Below are 18,024 nucleotides of genomic sequence, written 5' to 3'. Positions count from 1 at the left end.
ACACCTCCCCGTGTTCTGCTCCCACATTCGGGTGCAGAACACGGGAACCGCGAGAGCACGTCCGAGCGGCGTTGGTCACCCGTCGGCGGCGGGCGGCAGCAGCAGCGCGACGCACTCGACGTGGTGCGTCATGGGGAAGGCGTCGAAGGCCCGCAGCCGGTCCAGCCGCCAGCCGCGATCGAGGGCGACCCTGGTGTCCCGCGCCAGCGCCGCCGGGTCGCAGGCGACGTAGCCGATGGCCCGCGGAGCGAGGTCGAGGATGGCCGACATCACCTCACGACCGGCGCCGGCGCGAGGCGGATCCAGGACGACCACCTCCGGGCCGACCGAGAGATCCCGCAGGATCTCGGCCGTCACCCGCCCCTGCCGGACCTCTGCCTGCGGCAGGTCGGCGAGGTTGCCCGCGGCATCGGCTACCGCGGTCGGCGACGACTCGACGCCCAGCACCGTCCCGGTCTGGCCGACCGCCACGGCCAGAGCCGCGGTCAGCGACCCGGCACCGGCGTAGAGATCGAGCACCCGCTCCCCCGCCCGCGGCGCCAGCACGTCGAGCAGGGCCGACGCGAAGGTCTCCACCGCGGCGGGATGCACCTGCCAGAAGCCGTCGGCGGCGGTCTCGAAACGGCGCCCCAGCGCGTCGTGGCGCAGCCGCCGCGGCCCGGCGATCACCTGGACGCGGTCCGGGGGACGGCGTCCTCGCGCCTGACGACCGCGACCGGGGCGGTGCGCCAGGGTGCTCACGGCGCCGTCGTCGCCGCGGGCGAACTCGACCCCGGTGACCCCGGCAGGTGCCGCCGGCACGTCGGAGACGCCGTCGACGGCGAGCGGACAGTGCTCCACCTCGACGACCTCGTGGGATCCGTGCTTGCGCAGCCCCACCCGCTCGCCCCGCACCGCGTAGAGGTTGCGGGTACGCCACCCCAGCGATCCACCGGGGAGCGCCTCGACCACGTCACCGAGCAGATGCGCGACGTCGAGACCGGCGAGCCGGGCGAACTGGTCCCGGACCACCGTCGCCTTGAGCCGGCGCTGCGCGGCGGGGTCGGCGTGCTGCCAGTCGCAGCCGCCGCAGCCGTCCGGTCGGGCGTGGGGGCAGGGCGGGCTCACCCGGTCGGCAGACGCCACCAGCACCTCGACGGCGTCGGCGAAGCAGTACGAGCCGCCGCGGTCGGTGGTGACGAGGGCCCGTACCCGCTCGCCGGGCAGCGCATGCCGAACGAAGACGGCACGGCCGTCCGGGTCGGGGTACCGCGCGACGCAGGAACCGCCGTGCGCCGGACCGCCGACCGTCACCTCGAGGACGCGGCCCAGCAGCGGTCCCGGCGTCTCAGCCACTCGTGACCGGCGAGTCGTCGCTGGTCTCACCGGCGGTGGGGTTCCGGCCGGGGACGGCCGCGGCCGTCCGCACCGGGGCACCGCGACGGGGGGCGGCGGGGCCGTCCGGGCGCAGCGGCTTGTCCGCCTTGACGGCCGAGGAGTCCAGCTGCCACGGGACGCTCGTGACCATCACGCCGGGCTGGAAGAGCAGTCGTCCCTTCAGCCGCAGCGCCGACTGGTTGTGCAGCAGCTGCTCCCACCAGCGCCCGACGACGTACTCGGGGATGAAGACGCTGACCAGGTCCCGCGGCCGGTCCTTGCGCAGCTTGCGGATGTAGTCCAGCACCGGCCGGGTGATCTCGCGGAACGGCGACTCGACGACGGTGAGGGCCACCGGCAGGTCGTGGCGTTCCCACTCGGCCTGCAGCTCGCGGGTGGTCTCGTCGTCGATGTTCACCGTCAGCGCCGTGAGGGTGTCCGGCCGGGTGGCCTTGGCGAAGGCGAGGGCCCGCAGCGTGGGCTTGTGCACCTTGGACACCAGCACGATGACGTGGTTGCGCGACGGCATGATCAGGCCGGTGTCCTCGGTGGCCAGCTCGGCCGCCACCCGGGAGTAGTGCTTGCTGATGCCGCGCATGATCGCGTAGAGGATCGGCATCGCGATCAGCACCAGGTACGCGCCCTTGGTGAACTTCGTCAGGATGACGATGACCAGCACGATCCCGCAGAGCGAGGCGCCGAAGGCGTTGATGGCCCGCGAGCGCATGATGCGCTTGCGCTCCTCAGGGTCACGCTCCGTGCGCAGCGCCCGGTTCCAGTGCCGGACCATGCCGCTCTGGCCGAGGGTGAAGGAGGTGAAGACGCCGATGATGTACAGCTGGATGAGCCGGGTGACATTGGCGTCGTAGATCCAGATCAGCGCGCCGGCGACGATGGCCAGGGCGAGGATGCCGTTGCTGTACGCCAGCCGGTCGCCGCGGTTGTTCAGCTGCGCGGGGAGGTTCTTGTCGCGGGCGAGGATCGAGCCCAGCAGCGGGAAGCCGTTGAAGGCGGTGTTGGCGGCGAGGACCAGGATCAGCGCCGTCGTCGCCTGGATGAAGAAGAAGCCCACCGAGTGCGGACCGCCGAAGACGGCCCCGGCGACCTGGGCGATGACGGTGCGCTGCGGCCGGTCCTCGCAGACCGTGCGGGAAATGTTGGTGAAGTCGCAGCTGTTGGTGGTGTCCTCGGTGATCCGGACCTTGCTGATGAGCGCCAGGGCGGTGAGGCCGACGAACATGGAGACCGCGATCGCCCCCATGGCCGCGAGGGTGATCTGAGCGTTGCGCGCCTTCGGCGGCCGGAACGCCGGCACGCCGTTGGCGATCGCCTCCACCCCGGTCAGGGCGGTGCAGCCGGAGGAGAAGGCCCGCAGCGTGAAGAACATCAGCGCCAGCACGCCGAGGTTGCCGTAGCCCGCGTGCGGCTCGATGCCGTACTTGGCGCTCTCGGCCACCGGGGCGTCGCCGACGATCGTCCGGAACAGGCCCGTCCCGATCATGACGAAGACACCGGTGGCGAAGAGGTAGGTCGGCGCGGCGAAGGTCAGCCCGGCCTCCTTGAGGCCGCGCAGGTTCACCGCCGCCAGCAGCACGACGAAGGCCAGCGCCATGAGCACCCGGTGCTCGCCGAGCGACGGCACCGCCGAGATGACGTTGTCGACACCGGAGCTCACCGACACCGCCACCGTCATGACGTAGTCCACGAGCAGCGCGCTGGCGACGACGACACCGGCGGCGCGGCCGATGTTCTTCGTCGCGACCTCGTAGTCGCCGCCGCCGGTGGGATAGGCACGCACCAGCTGTCGGTAGGAGAGCACCACCGTCGTCATGAGAACGACGACCGCCACCGCGATCCACGGCGCGAGGTAGAGGAACATCGTGCCGCCGATGGTGAGCACGATGAGGATCTCCTGCGTGGCGTAGGCCACGCTGGAGAGAGCGTCACTGGCGAAGATGGGCAGCGCCAGGCGCTTCTTCAGCAGGGTGTGACCCGCCTGTTCGGACGACATCGGGCTACCGATGACGATCCGCTTAAGTACGCGGGGTATGAGCGCCACGGGGGGAAGAGTACGGGCGCACCGACCCGGGTTGTGTACCGTCCCCGTACGTCCGGCTCCCCATCACCGAAAGGACAGTGCGCACCCGTGCACATCGTCATCATGGGCTGTGGACGCGTCGGTGCGGCGCTCTCGCTGCAACTGGCCCCGCTGGACCACACCCTGGCCGTCATCGACCAGGACCCGCTCGCCTTCCGGCGCCTCGGCGAGAACTTCCCCGGCCGCATGGTCAAGGGCGTCGGCTTCGACCGCGAGACCCTCATCGAGGCCGGCATCGAGCAGGCCGGCGCCTTCGCCGCCGTCAGCAGCGGCGACAACAGCAACATCATCGCCGCCCGGGTGGCCCGCGAGACCTTCGGCGTCACCCGCGTCGTCGCCCGCATCTACGACCCCCGCCGCGCCGAGGTCTACGAGCGGCTCGGCATCCCCACCGTGGCGACGGTGCCGTGGACCTCGACCCGGCTGATGAAGGCCGTCCTGGGCGAGCGGACGGCCGAGGCGTGGCGCGACCCCAGCGGCGACATCGCCATGGTCGTCGTCGCCCCGCACGAGGGCTGGGTGGGACGCCGGGTCAGCGAGTTCGAGGCCGCGACCGGGGCCCGTGCCGGTCTGTACAACCGCTTCGGTGCCGGCGCCCTGCCGACGCCGAACACCGTCATCCAGTCCGGCGACAAGCTCTACATGCTCGCCGACGAGGCCGCCGCCCCGCGTCTGCGAGAGCTGGCCGGCCGCGCGCCCGGGGGTGCCGAATGAGGGTCGCGATCGCCGGGGCCGGCGCCGTGGGGCGCTCCATCGCCCGCGAGCTCATCGGCAAGAACCACGACGTGCTGCTCATCGACAAGGACGTCGCCAAGATCAAGCCCGAGCGGGTGCAGGGGGCCGAGTGGCTCCACGGCGACGCCTGTGAGGTGGACAACCTGGAGGACGCGCAGCTGCAGGACTGCGACGTCGTGGTCGGTGCCACCGGTGACGACAAGGTCAACCTCGTCGTCTCGCTGCTCGCCAAGACCGAGTTCGCGGTCCGCCGCGTCGTCGCGCGTATCAACCACCCGGCCAACGAGTGGCTCTTCACCGAGGCGTGGGGCGTCGACGTCGCCGTCTCGACGCCACGCGTGCTCGCCTCGCTGGTCGAGGAGGCCGTCGAGGTGGGCGATGTCGTGCGCCTCTTCGGCATCCGGGAGGGGCAGGCCAACCTCGTCGAGGTGACGCTGCCCGAGGACTCGGCCGTGGCGGGACGTCCGGTGCGCAGCCTGGACCTGCCCACCGACACCACCCTGGTCGGCATCGTTCGCGGCCGCCGGGTCATCGCGCCGGGGCCGGACGAGCCGCTGGAGGCCGGCGACGAGCTGCTCTTCGTCACCCTCCCCGAGGCCGAGCCCGAGCTGCGCCGCGTGATCCTGCCGCCCAACCCGGTGAGCTGACCCCCGTCCGGATCCCCGCGGGTCCGACCACCCGGCGGCCGTGACGGCTGTGGCGGCTCAGCCGGCCGCGAGCTGCCGCCGCGCCCGCCGGACGACGTAGAAGCTCAGCCCGGCCGCCGCGATGAAGAGCGGGTAGCCCATGGCGATACGGGCGAAGGCCAGCCACCCGGTGGCGTTGTCGCCGTAGAGGTGCAGCTGCACGAACCCGCGGGACAAGAAGACCACCACCGCGGCCAGCGTCGCCCAGCTGTAGGCCACCAGTAGCGGCCGCTGCCGGTACCAGGGCCGGTCGGCGTCCACCGACGGGCTGGGGTCCAGGAACTCCCACAGCAGGCCGATCAGCGGACGTCGGACGAGCAGCGAGATCGCAAAGGGGACGGCGTAGACGAAGCTCGTCCAGATCCCGAGCAGGAAGTAGCCGCGGGCCTCGCCGGTGCGGGAGGCGATCACCGCCGCGATGACGACGCCGAAGAGTCCGGAGAGCGCCTGCTGCGTCGACTGCTTGCGCGCCAGCCGGAACAGCGTGAGGGCCACCGCGGTGCCGACCGCGGCGATGATGGCCGGACGCAGGGTGGTGAAGACGTTGACGATGACGAAGACGGTGGTCGGGATCGCCGTGATCAGCGCGCCCTGCCAACCGCCGATCGAGGCGATCATCTGGTCGCGGTAGGCCGCCCGGCGGTCCGTGCCGGTCTCCTCTTCGCAGACCTCGCCGGAGCCCTCATCGGAAACCCCGTCGGTCACGTCGATCGCCTCACGGTTGGCCTCACCGCTGGGCGGACCGTCCTCGCGGGGGCTGCCGGCGGTCATGCAGAGGTCGCCTCGGCGCCGGCAGGAGCGCCGCTGGGGGCCGAGGCCGGCAGCAGTTCGTACCAGGGGTTGTAGAGCGCCAGCCGGCCGTTGTGCACCCCCACGCGGCCGCGGGCCATCACCCGGCGGCCCGGCTCGATGCCGGCGATCCGCCGCCGGCCCAGCCAGACGAGGTCCAGCGAGGCCGAACCGTCGAAGAGCTCGGCCTCGAGCGTCGGCACGGTCTCACTCGGGGTGTAGACCACCGACTTCAACCGCCCGACGACCTTGACGGAGGTGCCGCGGCTCAGGTCGCAGACCGAGGTACACGAGCGCTCCTCCACGGCCTCCTGCAGGTCGGTGGCATCCAGCGACTGGGCGCTCGCGGTCAGGCGGCGCAGCAGCGAGTTTCGGCGTCCCACGCGGCCAGGGTAAACGCCCTGGCCATGCCTCGCCGCCCACCCGTCCGCGTCGGTCGTCTCGCGGCCTGCGACCGGCCTCCGTGCCACCGCCCGGGCGTGCGAACCTCCGGACGGATTTCAGCCCTGACCGGGGAGCTCCACACCGTCGGGCAGCTGCAGCGGAACCGGCTCACGGACCGGCAGCGGCTCGACGCCCCGGACCACGATCACCTGGCGCAGCGCCTCCTCGAAGCGCTCGGCCTTGGCGCTGTCCTGCGCGACGGCACCGGCGAACATGGCCCGCAGGAACCAGCGCGGGCCGTCGACGCCGACGAAGCGCACCGGGACGCTGCCCCGGCCGGTCTCGTCGGGTACCGAGCCGAGCAGCTCGGTGCCGAAGGGGCCGTCCTGCTCGGTGGCGGAGTTGCGACGCTGCTGGTTCAGCGAGTCGGCGATCTCGCCCCGGACCTCGTCCCAGATGCCTTCGTTGCGCGGCGCGGCGAAGACGCCGAGCTGCATGGTGCCCTCGGCGCCGGCGATCGTCGCCGAGATGACCTGCTGCTGCTCGTTGATGTCCACGCGGACGTCGAAGTCGTCGTCGACCGGCACCCGCAGCGCCCCGAGGTCCACGCGGGCGATCTCGTCCTCGGGTGCGTCGCGCTCGTCGAAGGGGCCGGTGGTGGCGTCCGGCTCAGCGCGCACCCGTTGCTCCCACGGCGGCGTGGCGTCGATCTTGGACGCCTCGGTCCGTTTCTGCCTACGTCGTCCCGGCACTACTGGTGTCCTTCCCGATGGAACATGCTCTGGCCCTCCTGCGATGCGGCGGCGAGCGCGGCCGCGCCGCCGGTGGAACCGTGCCCGCCGACGCCGCGCTCGGAATCCGGCAGCTCGCGGACCTCGACGAACTCGGCGTGCGCCACCCGCTGCACCACGAGCTGGGCGATGCGCTCGCCCCGTCCGAGGCGCAGCGGGGCGGCGGTGTCGTGGTTGATGACGATGACCTTGATCTCGCCGCGGTAGCCGGCGTCGATGGTCCCCGGTGCATTGACGAGCCCCAGCCCGGCCCGGGCGGCCAGCCCGGAGCGGGGGTGGACGAACGCCGCGTGTCCCGGCGGCAGCGCGATGGCCAACCCGGTCGGCAGCACCGCCCGCTCCCCCGGCGCCAGCACGACGTCGCAGGCGGCGACGATGTCGGCGCCGGCATCGCCGGGCAGGGCGTAGGCCGGCAGGGGCAGCTCGGGGTCGAGGCGCCGGACGAGGACCCGAGGTCGCTCGACGACGGTCCCGTCGCTGCCGGCCTCACTCACAGCGGCTGAGGCTACCCTCGGGGCCATGAGCGCCGGCAGCGACAGTCCCGTCGAGGGCGCGACCGGCGTCATCAGCTACCGCGAGCGGCTGTACACGCCGTGGTGGTGGTACGTCATCGCGGCCATCGTCGCCGGCATCCTCGCCGCCGAGTTCCGCGTCGCCGGGCTCGAGGCGACGGTGTGGATCCCGTTCGCCGCGCTGGTGCCGCTGGCGGCGGTCATCGTCTGGTGGCTCGGGCGCAGCCGGGTCGACATCCGCGACGGCGAGCTCTACGTCCGCGGCGCGCACCTGCCGCTGCGCTACGTCTCCGGCGCCGTCGCCCTCGACCAGCGCACGCTGCGCCTGGTCGTCGGGCGCGAGGGTGACCCCGCCGCCTTCGTCTCCATCCGGCCGTGGGTCAGCCCCGGCGTCCAGGTGTGGCTCGACGACGAGGACGACCCGACGCCCTACTGGGTGATCAGCACCCGTCACCCCGACCGGGTCGTGGCGGTGCTGCGGGCGGCGGTCGCGCAACGCCAGGACTGACCGCCGCGGAGCTCGGCGTTAGGTTCGAGCCATGAGCTCACCGGTCCCCGACCTCCCCGCCGCCTCCGCCGGACGCCGTTTCGCCGGCCGCGTCGCCCTCGTCACCGGCGCCAGCCGCGGCATCGGCCTCGCCGTCGCGCAGCGCATCGTCGCCGAGGGCGGCAGCGTGGTGATCACCGCCCGCAAGCCGGAGGGGCTCGCCGAGGCCGTCCGCTCCTTCCCCGACACCGACGCCGCGCGCGTCGTCACCGTCGCCGGACGGGCCGACGACGACGCTCACCGGGCCGAGGCGATCGCGACGACGCGGGAGCGCTTCGGCCGGCTGGACGTGCTCGTCAACAACACCGGCATCAATCCGGTGTACGGGCCGATCCTGGACGTCGACCCCGACGCCGCCCGCAAGATCATGGAGGTCAACGTCCTGTCCGCGCTGCAGTGGACCCGCGACGCCACGGCGGCCGGTCTCGGCGCCGACGGGGCCGGCGCGGTCGTGAACATGGCCTCGGTGGCCGGCCTGTCACCGGCCCCCGGCATCGCCTACTACGGGGTGAGCAAGGCCGCGCTGATCGGCCTCACCACCCAGCTCGCCGCCGAGCTGGCGCCGGCGATCCGGGTGAACGCGGTCGCGCCGGCGGTCGTCAAGACCCGGTTCGCGGCGGCCCTGTACGAGCGGGACGAGGCGGCCGCCGCGGCGAAGTACCCGCTCGGACGCCTCGGTGTCGGCGAGGACATCGGTGCCGTCGCCGCTTTCCTCGCCAGCAGCGACGCCGGGTGGATCACCGGACAGACGCTGGTTGTCGACGGCGGGGCAGGCCTCGCCGTGACGCTCTGACGCTCACCGGACGCTGTCCTGCAGCCGGCCCGGGAAGACACGAAGCCCGGTGCCAGCGTGTGGCACCGGGCGTGTGGGTCGGGGGATGCGAGGGTGGCAGTGCCGGCGGGCGGGCTGCCCACCGCGCTACGCGGCTTACGCGCAGTCGCGGCAGATGGGCTGGCCCTTGCGCTCGCGCGCAAGCCGGCTGCGGTGATGCACCAGGAAGCACGACGAGCAGGTGAACTCGTCGCTCTGCTTGGGCAGCACGCGCACGGTGAGTTCCTCACCGGACATGCTGGAGAGGTCGGCACCGGGCAGCTCGAGGGACTCCGCGAGCTCGGTCTCGTCCACGTCGATCGAGCCGGACTGAGCCTCGGCGCGACGCGCCTTCAGCTCTTCGATCGAATCCTCGTTCAGTTCGTCGACATCTCCCCGACGCGGAGCGTCGTAGTCGGTCGCCATGCGGTCGTCAACTCCTTGGTGGGGGTGGCCCACGGTCGAGCAGCCGGGTCCAGATGTACTCGGGCCCGGACTTCTGCGTTGTAAACGGTTGCGGTTCCGTTCGCCGCTGGAACGTCCCGCACCTTGGTTTTGTGCCCGCCCGACGCGGAGGCATTCGAGGGTTGCGTCACACCACGTGTGCATGAGGCTGGCCGCGGAACGGTACCGCGTCGGGGAACTCCCGCAACGCACGGCCCGCCGAACACATTCCGGGTGTCCGCGCCGTTACGCTTTGCCCTCCGCGACGCGCCGGAGGATCGGCCGTCCGCGCGGGTCGGCCACCGGGGCCGAAACCGGACAGAAGGGACAGGCGCATGGCGAGCACGACGATCCGCCGGCCACTGCCGGCGCTGATCTCGCTGCTCGCGCTGCTGCTGCTCACCGGCATCGTCTGGTGGCGCGTCGTCAACCGCGACGACACCTCCTCCGACGCCGCGCCGCGCTGTCCCACCTCGAACTCCCCGTCGGCGACGCCGACCACCTCCGGCGCTGCGCTGCCGGCACCGGCGAGCGTGGTGCTGCAGGTCGTGAACTCGACCTCGAAGCAGGGACTGGCCGGGACCGCCCGCACCGAATTGATCAAACGCGGCTTCCAGGTGCCGGCCAAGGCGGCCAACGACCCGGTGACGACGGCGAACAACGCCGTGGCCCAGCTGCGCTTCGGTCCGGCGGGACGGCAGGCCGCCGCGCTGGTCCGCTACTACCTGCCCGGCGCGCGACTGGTGCCGACGACGAGCACGAGCGCCACGGTCGTGGTGGCCCTCGGCACCAAGTACGACGGCATCGCCTCCCGGGCCGCGGTGACCGCCGCGCTGCGGGGTGACCGGGTCACGGTCAGCAGTGCCACCCCGACACCGACCACCTCGCCTGCCGCGTCCTCCCCCTCGGCGGGCTCGACGCCGACCTGCTGACGCCGCAGGCGCCGACCTGCTGACGGCTCAACCGGGCAGCACCCGGTCGGCTCCGGTCTCGACCATGAGCCGGTACAGCTCGGGCGCGAGGTCCGGCGCGGCGGCCAGCACCAGCCGCGGGGAGGGTGGCTCGCCGTCGGCGCCGTGGACGACGCACCCGGCCTCGTGCGCGATCAGCGCACCGGCGGCGTGGTCCCAGTGGTTCAGCCCGGCCTCGACGTAACCGTCGAGCCGTCCGGCCGCGACGTAGCAGAGCGCGAGCGCGGCCGAGCCCAGCCGGCGCAGATCGGCGACGCGGGGCAGCCAACGCGCCGCGGAGGCCGCCTGCCGGGCCCGCAGGCCGGTGTCGTAGCCGAAGCCCGTGCCGACGACGGCCCTCGCCAGCGGAATGGGCCGGGGGCCGGTGAGCGGCACCTCCCCGACGAGCGGGCTGGACAGCTGCGCGCCACCGCCCAACGACGCCCGGAACGTCTCCCCCAACGCGATGTCGCAGACCGCACCTGCCACGGCGACCCCGTCGACCTCGACAGCCACGGAGACCGCGTGGTGCGGAATGCCGAGGACGAAGTTGACGGTGCCGTCGATAGGGTCCAGCACCCACCGCACGGTGCTGTCGGCCGCGGTCCCACCACCGGTCTGCCCGGCCTCCTCGCCGAGCACGGCATCGCCCGGACGGCGTCGCCCGATCTCGGCCCGCAGCCACGCCTCGGCCCGGCGGTCCAGGTCGGTCACCGGGTCGGTGTCGCTGCTCTTGTGCTCGATCCCGAGCGCCGCCTCACCGGCGGCGCCGGCCCCCGGCACCCCCTTGGCACGCTCGGTCCGCACCAGCCGCGCGGCTCCCTCGGCGAGCTCCACGGCGAGCGCCTCGAACTGCGTCGCGGTCAGGTCCGCACCCTCTGCCGTCATGACCTCATCGCACCACGGGCAGGTGAACACCGGGATCCCGCCAGCTCCCCGGGCGCGCCGTACTAGGGTCTGCGGACATGACAGGGACGGGCGCGCCGGAGTCGTCCACACACGCTTTCGGCATCGACATCGGCGGCACCGGAATCAAGGGCGCCGTGGTGGACACGACCACGGGCACGCTGATCACCGAACGCGTCCGCATCCCCACGCCGCAGCCCGCGACGCCGGACGCCGTCGCCGGGGTCGTCGCGCAGCTGGTCACGGGCGCCGGGTGGACCGGGCCGGTGGGGGCGACCTTCCCCGCCGTCATCAAGAGCGGCGTCGCCCGCTCGGCGGCCAACGTGGACCGCTCCTGGATCGGGACCAACGCCGACGAGGTCTTCACCGCAGCCATCGGCGGCGGCAGCGAGGTGAGCGTCCTCAACGACGCCGACGCCGCCGGGATCGCCGAGGACCGCTTCGGTGCGGCAAAGGGCGTCGACGGCCTGGTCATCCTGCTGACCTTCGGCACCGGCATCGGCAGCGCGCTCATCATCAACGGCCGGCTCGTCCCCAACACCGAGCTCGGGCACCTCGAACTCGACGGCCACGACGCCGAGACCCGGGCGGCGGCATCGGTCCGCGACGAGCACGGCATGTCGTACAAGCACTGGGCCAAGCGGGTCAACGCCTACATGCAGCATGTCGAGCGACTCTTCAGCCCCGATCTCTTCGTCGTCGGCGGCGGGATCAGCAAGCGGTCGGAGAAGTGGGTGCCGCTGCTCGAGCTCGACACGCCGGTCGAACCGGCCCAGCTGCTGAACGACGCCGGCATCGTCGGCGCCGCCATCGCCGCGCTGGAGAGTCCCAGTGCGCTGCCGCGCGAGCCCCGGCTGCCAGCCGGATCGTGACGAGAGTCCGTGTCGCGGCAGTACTTCGTCCCGCCGACGGGTGTTGCGTTAGCGAGTTGGCCGAGCGTCAGTACAATTAGTGACTCAGGGAACTGCGCACGTACTGGACTCGATTCTGAGCCGACAAACAGACGGCCTGCGACCCCGACACGCTCGCCCGCGCCCAGCGGCTCCATCCCGCGCACGGTCACCGGTCTGTGTGTGACCAGTGCTCAGTGGTGAAAGGTCATCAGTGGTATCCAGCAAGCAGGCTTCGGCCGAAGAGTCTCCCGTCCCTGACACGGCAGTCGACTCCGTGACCGGCTCGGTCACCGCCCGCGTCTCGGCCGCCAGCGCCACCAAGCGCACCGCAACGGCCACCGTCGACGCCCCCGCCAAGAAGACGGCGCGCAAGGCACCGGCCAAGAAGGCGGCAGCCAAGACCGCTGCCAAGGCTGCCGACGGCTCGGACGAGGCGACCGACGAGGACGCCGAGAACCCGAGCGCCGAGGGCGCCGAGGGCGAGTTCTCCTGGGACGAGGAGGCCGAGGAGGAGTCCGAGGCCCTGCGTCAGGCCCGCAAGGACGCCGAGATGACGGCGTCGGCCGACTCGGTCCGCGCGTACCTCAAGCAGATCGGCAAGGTCGCGCTGCTCAACGCCGAGGAGGAGGTCGACCTCGCCAAGCGGATCGAGGCCGGTCTCTACGCGGCCGAGCGCATCCGGCAGGCCGACGAGGCGAGCGAGAAGCTCACCACCCAGATGCGCCGCGACCTGCGCTGGATCGTCCGCGACGGCGAGCGCGCTAAGAACCACCTGCTCGAGGCCAACCTCCGCCTCGTCGTCTCGCTGGCCAAGCGCTACACCGGCCGCGGCATGGCATTCCTGGACCTGATCCAGGAGGGCAACCTCGGCCTCATCCGTGCCGTCGAGAAGTTCGACTACACCAAGGGCTACAAGTTCTCGACCTATGCCACCTGGTGGATCCGCCAGGCGATCACCCGCGCGATGGCCGACCAGGCCCGCACCATCCGCATCCCCGTGCACATGGTCGAGGTCATCAACAAGCTCGGCCGCATCCAGCGCGAACTGCTCCAGGACCTCGGGCGCGAGCCCACCCCGGAGGAGCTCGCCAAGGAGATGGACATCACGCCGGACAAGGTGCTGGAGATCCAGCAGTACGCGCGTGAGCCCATCAGCCTCGACCAGACCATCGGTGACGAGGGTGACAGCCAGCTCGGTGACTTCATCGAGGACTCCGAGGCCGTCGTGGCCGTCGACGCGGTGTCGTTCACGCTGCTGCAGGATCAGCTGCAGTCGGTGCTGCAGACGCTCTCCGAGCGCGAGGCGGGTGTGGTGAAGCTGCGCTTCGGCCTCACCGACGGCCAGCCCCGCACCCTGGACGAGATCGGCCAGGTCTACGGCGTGACCCGCGAGCGGATCCGTCAGATCGAGTCCAAGACGATGTCGAAGCTGCGCCACCCCTCGCGCTCCCAGGTCCTCCGGGATTACCTCGACTAGGAGCGAGTGGAGACCGAGCTTGCTCGTGTCTCCCGAGCGACGACGTCGAGGTTGAGGGGCGAAGCCCCGATCACCTCGACCCACTCCACGCCGACGGCCCCTTCCCACCGGGAAGGGGCCGTCGGCGTCTCTGGTGGCCTGTCCGCGCGTCGGCGGCCGTCCGACGGGCCGACCGCTACGGTCCGTCGGAGCGTTGCTCGTGAGGCGCGAGCGCAGCGGGAGGGAATCAGGGATGGACGACGCCGGATGGCACCTCGTGGACGGCGACGAGGACCGTGCCCGTTACTGGGACGGCAACGAGTGGACCGATCGCTACCGTCCCGCCGCGCTGCACTACGCCGCGGAGCAGGCGAAGTACGCCGAGCGGGCTGCCCACGACGTCCGGATCATCAAGGCCTGGGTGTCTTTCCTCGGCCTGCTGCTCCTGACCGGACTGCTCCTGGCCGGCTTGCAGGTCCTCAGCACCAGCAGCTGACGGCAACCATCCCCAAGGACGACGAACGGCCCCGTCCCTGGCGGGACGGGGCCGTTCGTCACTATGTGGCGTCGCGGGCGGGATTACCGCTCGTCGGCGCTCGCCGTTCCCGGGACGACGGAGAGCCGCTCGGTCTCGTCGTGGATCGAGACGGCGATCTCGCGGAGACGCCCCTCGTTCTCGTGGAAGTGGTGAGCGCACATGAGCAGGTCGAAGCCGGACTCCATGGTCGCGCGTACGTAGGCCTGGGCCCCGCAGCGATCGCACCGGTCCTGCGCGCTGAGCGGGGTCGCTGTGATGGTCGGAGTCACGGGACACCTCGTTTCTGCTGGTGAACCGCCCTGTGGCGGCCCATCGTCACTTACTAACGTCCAGGAAACCATCGAACTGAGCTGTGCGGTGGCGACACCCTGGAAGAGAAACCTGCTCGCAACATCGTGCCGACGTGACTGACAAGGTTCCACTTGGTTACTGCTGCTTGCACCCCTCCCAACGACTGATACCCGGCCCGGGATTCCCGAAACCGCCACGGGTGATTTCGCCCACCGCGAACGCCTCCAGGAGCCGCTCAGCCGGTGCCGAGGAGCTGCATCAGGTGGTCACGTCGTTGCTCGAGGACCTCGGTGCTCGCCGCGGCCGAGGCGGGTCCGGGGACAGCTCGCCGCAGATCGGCGTGGATGCGGCTGTGCGGTGTCCCGGTCCGGGCCGACAGGACCGCGACCATCCGGTTGACCTCGCGCCGCAGCTCGGCGCCCGCCCGCCAGGCGGTCGTCTCTGCCGAGGGCTGCGGGGCGATCGTTCCAGCGGCCCGTTGCCGTGCGTGCGAGTCACGCCGTGCGAGCAGATCGGCGGTCTGCTCGGGGGTGAGGATGCCGGGCAGGCCGAGGAAGTCCTCGTCGTCGTCGGTGAGCTCCCGCGCAGCGGCGACCACTGCACGACCGCCGTGGAGGACGTGGGCGAAGGCGGCGTCGGCGTCGACGAGCTCGTTGGTCTCGCGCTCGCGGCTCTCGGCCGGCTCGACGGGCTCCACATCGAGGATCGTCTCGTCCTGCCGCGCCGGTGGCGGGATAACGTGGTTGCGTTCCTGCTCCAGCTCAGCGGCCAGCGCAAGCAGCGGCCGGACCGCCGGGAGGAAGACCGTCGCCGACTCCCCCGGTCCCCGGGACCGCACCACGCGCCCCACACCTTGCGCGAAGAAGAGCGGGGTCCGGTAGGAGGTCATCCACGCCAGGACGGCGGCGCGGGGTACGTCCACGCCCTCGGAGACCATCCGGACGCAGACCGCGATCCGCTGCATGCCGTGGGTGAAGTCGGTGATCTTCTCGCTCGCCTTGGGGTCGTCGGAGAGGATGACGACCGGTGCCTCGCCGGTCACCTGCTCGACGATCTCGGCGTAGGCGCGGGCGTCGTCCTGATCCGAGGCGAGCACCAGTCCCGCGGCGTTGGGCATGCCGGTGGCCCGCAGGTGGGTGATGCGCTCGTCCATGGCGGCGAGGACGTGCGGCACCCACTTGCCCTTGGGATTGAGCGCCGTCCGCCATGCCGTGGTCTCGACGCTCTTGGTGTTCGGCTCCGACAACGAGGCAGCGATCACCTCGCCGGCGCTGTTGCGCCACCGCGAGGTCCCGGTATAGGCGGCAAAGACGACGGGCCGGACCACGCCGTCGGCGAGGGCCTCCCGGTAGCCGTAGGTGAAGTCGGCGCTGCTGCGGAAGCCGCCGGCGCCGTCCTCGTCGTAGCGGACGAAGGGGATGCGCTCGTCGGGTCGTGTTCGGAACGGTGTTCCGGTGAGGCAGAGGCGCCGCGGTGCGAGATCGAAGGCCGAGGCGACCGCATCGCCCCACGACAGCCCGTCGCCGGCGTGGTGCACCTCGTCGAGGATGACGAGACTGCGCTTGGCCGACGTCCGGGCCGCGTGCAGCGCCGGCTTCGCCGCGACCTGGGCGTAGGTGGTGACGTAGCCGCGCAGGTCGGGACGGACCGGACCCACCGCGTTGCTCAACGTCGGATCCAGGGGCAGGCCGAGGGCCTCGGCGGCTTCGGCCCACTGCGTGCGCAGGTGGTCGGTCGGGCAGACCACGATGACGCGGTCGACGATGCGCTCGTCCACCAGACCGCGGGCCAGGGCCAGCGCGAAGGTGGTCTTGCCGGCACCGGGCGTCGCCGTCACCAGGAAGTCGCGTCGGCGCGGCTCCTCGCGGTAGCGGGTGAGGGCCGCGCGCTGCCAGGCGCGCAGACGCGGGGTCTGCCCAGCCGGGGACGGGTGTGGTGCTGCCACCGTCGCGGGTCCTCCTGTGATGCCGGTGCTGCGCGTGACGATGCCCTGAGTGCGTGCGCGCCGGCACCTCAGGGCATCGACCCACGACGCTAGTCGGCGACCGACCGGCACGTGGCTCCGGCGCGCCGGAAATGATGGATCGAGCACATCGACCGCGCGCCGCCACAGCGTGCGCCGGTCCGGACGTGGACACTGAGGAACCGTGCCCCCTGTCCGTCGCGTCGCGCGTGCCGTGCGCCTGACCCCCGTGCTGCTCAAGCGCGCGGTGGCCAAGGCCTGGCACGACCGGGTGCTGGGGCTCTCGGCGGAGGCCGCCTTCTGGCAGATGCTCAGCCTGCCGTCGCTCTTCCTCGCCCTCGTCGCCTCGCTCGGTTACGTCTCGGGATGGTTCGGCGCGCGAACGGTCGACCGGACCGAGCAGCAGATCGAGAACACCCTGGCCCGCGGTTTCAGCCAGGAGGTCGTCTCGGAGGTGATCGCGCCGATCCTGCGGGAGGTGCTGCGCGGCGATCGTGCCGATGTCATCAGCATCGGCTTCATCCTGGCGCTCTGGGCCGGATCGTCGGCGACGGCGACCTTCGTCAACACCATCACCATCGCCTACGGCCAGCGCGACCTGCGCGGTCCGATCCGCAGTCGGCTGCTCGCGCTGTGGCTCTTCCTGGGCACGGTGATCCTCGGGGTCTTCCTGCTGCCGATGCTGGTCCTCGGTCCGGACCTGCTGCGTCGGGTCTTCCCGGCCGACCGGCGCGAGACGGTGAGCACCTTCATCGACATCGGCTACTACCCGGTGCTGATCCTGCTGCTGATGTTCGGGCTGACGACCTTCTACAAGCTGGCCCCACCGCGGCGCATGCCGTGGCACCGGGGGTTGCCCGGAGCGACGCTGGCGCTGCTGGTCTTCCTGGGCGGGTCGGCCGCGCTGCGCGAGTACATCGCGTTCATCCTCGACCAGAACCACGCATACGGGACACTCGCTGCCCCCATCGCGGCGTTGCTCTTCTTCTTCGTCCTGGCCCTGGGGGTCCTGTTGGGGGCGGAGTTCAACGCCGTCGTCGAGGCGCAGAAGCCTGCCAAGAAGCGCGCCCCGCGGGTGCTGGACCCGCGGCACTGGCAGCGCTTCTCCGGCCCGCTGCCGGTCGTCGACGAGCCCGCGGCCAGCGTCGATCGCCGGGTACGGGACGAGCCTGCCGCCGACGATCCGGCGTCCGCCGGTCGGCGGGAGCCTCAGGCGCGCAAGCTCTCGTAGATCTCCTTGCAGGCGGGGCAGACCGGTGAGCCGGGCTTCGGGCTCTTCGTCACCGGGAACACCTCGCCGCAGAGGGCCTCGACCATGGTGCCCATGACCGCGCTCTCGGCGATCTTGTTCTTGCGGACGTAGTGGAACATCTCGGGACCGGTGTCCGTATCGGACGTGCTCGGCTTCTCGAGAACCTGCGTGTCGGACATGCGCACAGTGTGCCGCACCGAGGCCGGGCGCGAGCCCGGACCGGCTCAGAGATCGATGGTCCGGTCCCGGTCGCCGGCGGTGAGCGCGCGCTCCGTGGTCAGCGGGGTCCGGTACACCGGCGGCGGCACCTTCTTCTTCACCGGGCCGTCGTTGGCGATGATGACCGCGCACCAGGGCAGCACCATGCCGCCGACGACGCAGGCCAGCGCCAGCAGGATCGACACCTGGTAGGTGGTCGCCGCCAGGATCACGCAGAGGGCACGGATCGACATCATGATCGCGTACTTCTTCTTGCGGCGGTCGAACTCGTCGTCGCTGCTCTCGGGCGCGCTGGTGATGAGCTGAGGCTGTGCCGCGTGGGGAGCTGACTGAGAACGCCGCATGAATCCATCGTCGCACCGCGGTGTCCGAAATGCTCGTCTGCGCGCGGACCAATTTCGCG

At 71.7% G+C, this 18,024-nt stretch carries 21 protein-coding genes; 9 read left to right on the top strand and 12 right to left on the bottom strand.

The features are described from left to right. Positions 1-75 precede the first annotated feature (75 nt). A complete protein-coding gene (locus tag AC0NZQ_RS16520) occupies positions 76-1,335 on the bottom strand; it encodes a class I SAM-dependent RNA methyltransferase (RefSeq protein WP_474531061.1) in 1,260 nt (419 codons plus the stop codon). Continuing rightward, on the bottom strand, positions 1,328-3,415 hold the full coding sequence (locus tag AC0NZQ_RS16515; RefSeq protein WP_474531060.1) for an APC family permease: 2,088 nt from the start codon (positions 3,413-3,415) through the stop codon (positions 1,328-1,330). Before AC0NZQ_RS16515 ends, AC0NZQ_RS16520 begins: the two co-directional genes overlap by 8 nt. An 87-nt stretch (positions 3,416-3,502) precedes the next feature. Between AC0NZQ_RS16515 and AC0NZQ_RS16510 the strand changes: the two genes are divergently transcribed. Next, positions 3,503-4,168 carry a potassium channel family protein gene (locus AC0NZQ_RS16510; RefSeq protein WP_474531058.1) on the top strand — a complete coding sequence of 222 codons (666 nt, stop codon included), beginning with the start codon at positions 3,503-3,505 and terminating at the stop codon, positions 4,166-4,168. Next, on the top strand, positions 4,165-4,836 hold the full coding sequence (locus AC0NZQ_RS16505) for a potassium channel family protein (protein WP_474531056.1): 672 nt from the start codon (positions 4,165-4,167) through the stop codon (positions 4,834-4,836). The genes AC0NZQ_RS16510 and AC0NZQ_RS16505 overlap by 4 nt, the downstream gene beginning before the upstream one ends. 57 nt (positions 4,837-4,893) lie before the next feature. Here AC0NZQ_RS16505 and AC0NZQ_RS16500 read toward each other — a convergent pair whose 3' ends face one another. The 4 genes from AC0NZQ_RS16500 to dut all read right to left on the bottom strand — a co-directional run bounded on the left by AC0NZQ_RS16500 (position 4,894) and on the right by dut (position 7,360). Continuing rightward, entirely contained in the window at positions 4,894-5,646 is a 753-nt protein-coding gene (locus tag AC0NZQ_RS16500; RefSeq protein WP_474531055.1) for a DUF3159 domain-containing protein, read from the bottom strand. After that, on the bottom strand, positions 5,643-6,047 hold the full coding sequence (locus AC0NZQ_RS16495; protein ID WP_474531054.1) for an OB-fold nucleic acid binding domain-containing protein: 405 nt from the start codon (positions 6,045-6,047) through the stop codon (positions 5,643-5,645). The genes AC0NZQ_RS16500 and AC0NZQ_RS16495 overlap by 4 nt, the downstream gene beginning before the upstream one ends. Before the next feature lie 117 nt (positions 6,048-6,164). Beyond that, positions 6,165-6,800 (bottom strand): DUF3710 domain-containing protein, encoded by a 636-nt coding sequence (locus tag AC0NZQ_RS16490; RefSeq protein WP_474531053.1) that lies wholly within the window; start codon positions 6,798-6,800, stop codon positions 6,165-6,167. Then, a complete protein-coding gene (dut, locus tag AC0NZQ_RS16485) occupies positions 6,800-7,360 on the bottom strand; it encodes a dUTP diphosphatase (RefSeq protein ID WP_474531052.1) in 561 nt (186 codons plus the stop codon). Before dut ends, AC0NZQ_RS16490 begins: the two co-directional genes overlap by 1 nt. Here dut and AC0NZQ_RS16480 point away from each other — a divergent pair. Further along, positions 7,359-7,859, top strand: a complete 501-nt coding sequence (locus tag AC0NZQ_RS16480; protein WP_474531051.1) for a DUF3093 domain-containing protein — start codon at positions 7,359-7,361, stop codon at positions 7,857-7,859. The genes dut and AC0NZQ_RS16480 overlap by 2 nt on opposite strands. 31 nt (positions 7,860-7,890) lie before the next feature. Continuing rightward, the gene (locus AC0NZQ_RS16475; protein WP_474531050.1) at positions 7,891-8,691 is read left to right on the top strand and encodes an SDR family oxidoreductase; all 801 of its coding nucleotides are present in this window, start codon (positions 7,891-7,893) and stop codon (positions 8,689-8,691) included. Positions 8,692-8,826: 135 nt separating this feature from the next. Here AC0NZQ_RS16475 and AC0NZQ_RS16470 read toward each other — a convergent pair whose 3' ends face one another. After that, positions 8,827-9,135 carry a DUF4193 domain-containing protein gene (locus tag AC0NZQ_RS16470; RefSeq protein ID WP_474531048.1) on the bottom strand — a complete coding sequence of 103 codons (309 nt, stop codon included), beginning with the start codon at positions 9,133-9,135 and terminating at the stop codon, positions 8,827-8,829. 353 nt (positions 9,136-9,488) lie between these two features. On the opposite strand from AC0NZQ_RS16470, the gene AC0NZQ_RS16465 reads away from it, so the two are divergent. After that, positions 9,489-10,085 carry a LytR C-terminal domain-containing protein gene (locus tag AC0NZQ_RS16465; RefSeq protein WP_474531047.1) on the top strand — a complete coding sequence of 199 codons (597 nt, stop codon included), beginning with the start codon at positions 9,489-9,491 and terminating at the stop codon, positions 10,083-10,085. A gap of 27 nt (positions 10,086-10,112) precedes the next feature. Here AC0NZQ_RS16465 and AC0NZQ_RS16460 read toward each other — a convergent pair whose 3' ends face one another. Beyond that, the gene (locus AC0NZQ_RS16460; RefSeq protein WP_474531046.1) at positions 10,113-10,991 is read right to left on the bottom strand and encodes an inositol monophosphatase family protein; all 879 of its coding nucleotides are present in this window, start codon (positions 10,989-10,991) and stop codon (positions 10,113-10,115) included. Positions 10,992-11,068: 77 nt separating this feature from the next. Between AC0NZQ_RS16460 and ppgK the strand changes: the two genes are divergently transcribed. From ppgK to AC0NZQ_RS16445, 3 genes are all read left to right on the top strand, one after another. Beyond that, the gene (ppgK, locus tag AC0NZQ_RS16455) at positions 11,069-11,881 is read left to right on the top strand and encodes a polyphosphate--glucose phosphotransferase (RefSeq protein WP_474531045.1); all 813 of its coding nucleotides are present in this window, start codon (positions 11,069-11,071) and stop codon (positions 11,879-11,881) included. Positions 11,882-12,089: 208 nt separating this feature from the next. Beyond that, a complete protein-coding gene (locus AC0NZQ_RS16450) occupies positions 12,090-13,379 on the top strand; it encodes an RNA polymerase sigma factor (protein WP_474531044.1) in 1,290 nt (429 codons plus the stop codon). Between the two features lie 232 nt (positions 13,380-13,611). Then, on the top strand, positions 13,612-13,854 hold the full coding sequence (locus AC0NZQ_RS16445; RefSeq protein WP_474531042.1) for a DUF2510 domain-containing protein: 243 nt from the start codon (positions 13,612-13,614) through the stop codon (positions 13,852-13,854). A gap of 83 nt (positions 13,855-13,937) precedes the next feature. On the opposite strand, the gene AC0NZQ_RS16440 is transcribed toward AC0NZQ_RS16445, so the two are convergent. Together AC0NZQ_RS16440 and AC0NZQ_RS16435 are read right to left on the bottom strand one after the other, a co-directional pair. Continuing rightward, positions 13,938-14,165, bottom strand: coding sequence for a DUF7455 domain-containing protein (locus AC0NZQ_RS16440; RefSeq protein ID WP_474531041.1), 228 nt, complete (start codon positions 14,163-14,165; stop codon positions 13,938-13,940). 257 nt (positions 14,166-14,422) lie between these two features. Beyond that, on the bottom strand, positions 14,423-16,132 hold the full coding sequence (locus tag AC0NZQ_RS16435) for a DEAD/DEAH box helicase (protein ID WP_474531040.1): 1,710 nt from the start codon (positions 16,130-16,132) through the stop codon (positions 14,423-14,425). A gap of 232 nt (positions 16,133-16,364) precedes the next feature. Here AC0NZQ_RS16435 and AC0NZQ_RS16430 point away from each other — a divergent pair, with 232 nt between their 5' ends. Beyond that, on the top strand, positions 16,365-17,381 hold the full coding sequence (locus AC0NZQ_RS16430) for a YihY/virulence factor BrkB family protein (RefSeq protein WP_474531038.1): 1,017 nt from the start codon (positions 16,365-16,367) through the stop codon (positions 17,379-17,381). Here the strand turns inward: AC0NZQ_RS16430 and AC0NZQ_RS16425 are convergent. Together AC0NZQ_RS16425 and AC0NZQ_RS16420 are read right to left on the bottom strand one after the other, a co-directional pair. Beyond that, positions 17,360-17,581, bottom strand: a complete 222-nt coding sequence (locus AC0NZQ_RS16425; protein WP_474531037.1) for a DUF3039 domain-containing protein — start codon at positions 17,579-17,581, stop codon at positions 17,360-17,362. The genes AC0NZQ_RS16430 and AC0NZQ_RS16425 overlap by 22 nt on opposite strands. A gap of 45 nt (positions 17,582-17,626) precedes the next feature. Further along, entirely contained in the window at positions 17,627-17,965 is a 339-nt protein-coding gene (locus AC0NZQ_RS16420) for a DUF3099 domain-containing protein (protein ID WP_474531036.1), read from the bottom strand. Between the last annotated feature and the right edge of the window lie 59 nt (positions 17,966-18,024).

The sequence above is a fragment of the Jatrophihabitans sp. sgz311053 genome (genome assembly GCF_056135305.1).
This window is presented reverse-complemented; position numbering and strand designations above follow the sequence as displayed.

Bases quoted from the DNA above. Each gene is read 5' to 3' on its own strand.
- AC0NZQ_RS16420 (WP_474531036.1), bottom strand. From the start codon at position 17,965: ATGCGGCGTTCTCAGTCAGCTCCCCACGCGGCACAGCCTCAGCTCATC.
- AC0NZQ_RS16500 (WP_474531055.1), bottom strand. From the start codon at position 5,646: ATGACCGCCGGCAGCCCCCGCGAGGACGGTCCGCCCAGCGGTGAGGCC.
- AC0NZQ_RS16480 (WP_474531051.1), top strand. From the start codon at position 7,359: ATGAGCGCCGGCAGCGACAGTCCCGTCGAGGGCGCGACCGGCGTCATC.
- dut (WP_474531052.1), bottom strand. From the start codon at position 7,360: ATGGCCCCGAGGGTAGCCTCAGCCGCTGTGAGTGAGGCCGGCAGCGAC.
- AC0NZQ_RS16425 (WP_474531037.1), bottom strand. From the start codon at position 17,581: ATGTCCGACACGCAGGTTCTCGAGAAGCCGAGCACGTCCGATACGGAC.
- AC0NZQ_RS16505 (WP_474531056.1), top strand. From the start codon at position 4,165: ATGAGGGTCGCGATCGCCGGGGCCGGCGCCGTGGGGCGCTCCATCGCC.
- AC0NZQ_RS16445 (WP_474531042.1), top strand. From the start codon at position 13,612: ATGGACGACGCCGGATGGCACCTCGTGGACGGCGACGAGGACCGTGCC.
- AC0NZQ_RS16460 (WP_474531046.1), bottom strand. From the start codon at position 10,991: ATGACGGCAGAGGGTGCGGACCTGACCGCGACGCAGTTCGAGGCGCTC.
- ppgK (WP_474531045.1), top strand. From the start codon at position 11,069: ATGACAGGGACGGGCGCGCCGGAGTCGTCCACACACGCTTTCGGCATC.
- AC0NZQ_RS16470 (WP_474531048.1), bottom strand. From the start codon at position 9,135: ATGGCGACCGACTACGACGCTCCGCGTCGGGGAGATGTCGACGAACTG.
- AC0NZQ_RS16465 (WP_474531047.1), top strand. From the start codon at position 9,489: ATGGCGAGCACGACGATCCGCCGGCCACTGCCGGCGCTGATCTCGCTG.
- AC0NZQ_RS16475 (WP_474531050.1), top strand. From the start codon at position 7,891: ATGAGCTCACCGGTCCCCGACCTCCCCGCCGCCTCCGCCGGACGCCGT.